The 3,133-nt window shown below is 46.5% G+C and carries 2 protein-coding genes; both read right to left on the minus strand.

Annotated features, from left to right (window positions below; genetic code table 11):
• The coding region (locus tag K0O23_RS01115) for a hypothetical protein (protein WP_219875538.1) at positions 1 to 1,172 on the minus strand (1,172 nt) is incomplete at its 3' end.
• A 701-nt stretch (positions 1,173 to 1,873) separates the two neighbouring features.
• On the minus strand, positions 1,874 to 3,133 hold a 1,260-nt coding region (locus tag K0O23_RS01120; protein ID WP_219875539.1), incomplete at its 5' end, for a T9SS type A sorting domain-containing protein.

Genomic DNA, 3,133 nt, shown 5'->3' on the forward strand with positions numbered 1-3,133 from the left:
GGGTAAGGGCCCCAAGCGCCGGTGTTGAGCCTGTACTCAAGGCCGCTAACCGGTGTGAGCGTGATCGAGCCGGTAGGCGCGGCGCAGGTAGGCTGCACTACGCTCAGCACAGGAGCGGCAGGGGCTCCGGCAGGGGCTATAATAGTTGTCGACGCACTGTTGGTACAAGTTATATCGGCAGTTCGTCTCACGCCGACTGTGTAGGCTCCCGCCGACAAACCTGTCCAGCCGCCGCTAGGGTAAGGGCCCCAAGCGCCGGTGTTGAGCCTGTACTCAAGGCCGCTAACCGGTGTGAGCGTGATCGAGCCGGTAGGCGCGGCGCAGGTAGGCTGCACTACGCTCAGCACAGGAGCGGCAGGGTTGCCCAACGCAGCCACGATGGTTGTTGAGGAAGCATTAGAAATACAACCTGCATCGTTCCTTGCTCTTATTGAGTAAACTCCTGGTGATAAATTAGTATACCCACCAGAAGGATAAGCTGCAAATGCTCCTCCGTTAATGCTAAAAGTTAAACCTGTAGTAACAGCAATTGTGATGCTACCTGTCGGTGCTGCACAGGTAGGTTGCACTACAGTAAGAAGTGGGTTTGCAGGTGGTGTAGTTACACGTATTTCATCTGGTCTGTCGCACTTAGGGTTAATTTTGTCTGGATTGGCAAGCATTTCACCGCAAGTGTTTCTATCAGAATCTGAAGCATCCGTCCAAGCCAAAAACACATTTATTAACCTAACTGTAGATCCACACTCAAATTCTATTGGATCTGTTTCAGTTACTGTTCTTGTTTCTCCACCAGCCCAGGGACCAGCTTCACATCCAGTAATTTCTATAATTTCAACATTATTATTTGGATCTGTAATTTCTACATATGCCCAGTAGGTAAATGACCGACGGGTAGAGTTTGTTGTGTTCTTAACACTTAATACTAATTGCTCAAGTTGTGCGGTTCCTGACGTACAGGGTACACAGTCGTCACCTAAAGTAGCATCTACTACTTCCATGTCATTAGACACACACTTTGTATCCGCTGGAGGGAAAACTACACTTTGCGCAGAAGCTAAGTTTGTAGAAAATAAAAAAGCAGCTATTACTACCATGGCTGTTCGCCATACTAGCTGTAGCTGCTGTGAGAGAACATTACCTGTTCTGCTCGTGTAACAAGAAAATTTGTTCATAGCTGTAAATGTTTAAATGACATAAAAATATTTTGATGATTGGCGGCTGCTCTGTTTTGCCTGCTGCACACCACCTGATAGAATTGAGACACAACTATTTTGCAGGCACAAAATATAGCTGGCTAACAATTAAGGAGGCTGCGCAATAAAGTCAACAGACTGACAGCCTACCTTTTTTAAGTCGTAGGTTATTCTCATGATCTGTTTTAATTTGTTTAAATATTAAGCTCTAAAAGGGGAGTTTAGAACTAAAGCACCAGGTTGGTTTTGAAGGTGCTGCGTTTAGAACCTGGATAAAAACTTTAAATTTTGTCTAATAATCGTAATCGTACAGCCTATACTATATTTAGTATAGTACACCTTACCTCAGTTATCCTGTTTAATCGAACAACCACATTGTAACAGACTAATATCCACACTTTTGCAGACATATAATCGGCAGTAATCTTTTCTACTTTATTTAACGAGATATATAATTAATTGTACTTAAGTTACAGACTTTTAGAGTAAATAAGCAAAATAACAGAGCAAACGAACCTTAGCACTGTGCAAAAATTAATTAAATATGTACAATATTTACATGTGTATAGAGGAGCAGTATTATAAATGCACAGAAGGGTCTAAAAAGGACGGGGTGCCAGAGAGCAAGCTCCCGGCACCCCGCCTTTCTAAACAGCCTCCTTACTGTTTGTTATTTTAGTTTATCGTTTCAGTAACAGTTTCACGGTCTGCGTTCCGGAGTTGCTCACCACTCTGCCCAAGTATAGGCCTTCCGGTAAGCTTCTGCCGTCAACCTCCACCTGGTTCACTACGCCAGCCTTGGCCGCGCCAGACTTCAGCTCTCTCACAAGCGCTCCCTTCATGTCGTACAGGCGCACGGTGTAGTTCTCGTCCACAGATGTGGTGAACTCGATAGTGGCCTTGTCGGAGAACGGAGTTGGGTAGGCTTTCAGGTCACCGGCTTCGGCTTTATCTATACCCTGAAGCGAGCTGATTGCAGTACTATTAAATGTACAGCTACCAGAAGCAGGCGGTGTAGTATCTGAGCAACCTGTAACAATTGCTAACTCACCAGCACTTCCACTAATCAGAGTTGATGTACCTAGATTTACACCCAATCTCATTTCAAACCTATACTTTGTACTTGCTGTTGGTGCAGGTGATCCTATGATCGATTTAGGATTATACTTCACAGAAATTACATACTTAACCCCCGCTTCAGCATAGAATGTAACACTAACATCATTTCCGACAACATTTGGAGTATAGGACATACTTCCACAATTCTGGCTATAAACGCGCACGTTAGATGTATTCTGCGGATCTAATCCAGAGTATCCGCTTGGAGCAGTTTGATCTACCCAAATTGTAACCGTACCACTTGTTGAAGGAGTGTAGTCACCATAGTAGAACATAGCACCAGGTACTGCATTAGTGATTGTTCTAGTAGATGGATTTCCTTTACTTAAAGTAACACAAAGACGTAGCAACTGGAACTCCTCAATATTACCACACAGATAGTTCTCACAAGTTGTTTGGGTTGGGAACAGATGTGGTGAGATACAGTTCGTAGCAGGAGCAACTGCCGCTGGCTCAGAGTCGGCGCAGCCGCCGGTGGTGCCGGCGTTGTCATTTGCGTACACCACGTAGTCAGCTCCAGGAGCAAGGCCTGTGAAGCTGTAGGTGCCGCCGCTCGCGCTAACCTGCGCTGTGCCCACCTGCACGCCGCCCTTCTTCAGAACCACGGTGTAAGGGGCAGTGCCGCCGCTCACGGAACCGCTGATCGAGCCATCGTTAAGCAAGCAACTTTCAGGACTGCCTGTGGCCGTAACGGCGACCGCCGCTGCCGGCTGCGTGATGGTCACTTCTTTGGTAGCACGGCAGCCGCCGGTAGTGCCATTGGCATCAGTGATGACAACACTATAAGTACCGGCCACCAGGCCAGACAGGTCCTGATCATC

Origin of the sequence: Pontibacter aydingkolensis, from assembly GCF_019443125.1 — a bacterium.
GTDB classification, from domain to species: domain Bacteria; phylum Bacteroidota; class Bacteroidia; order Cytophagales; family Hymenobacteraceae; genus Pontibacter; species Pontibacter aydingkolensis.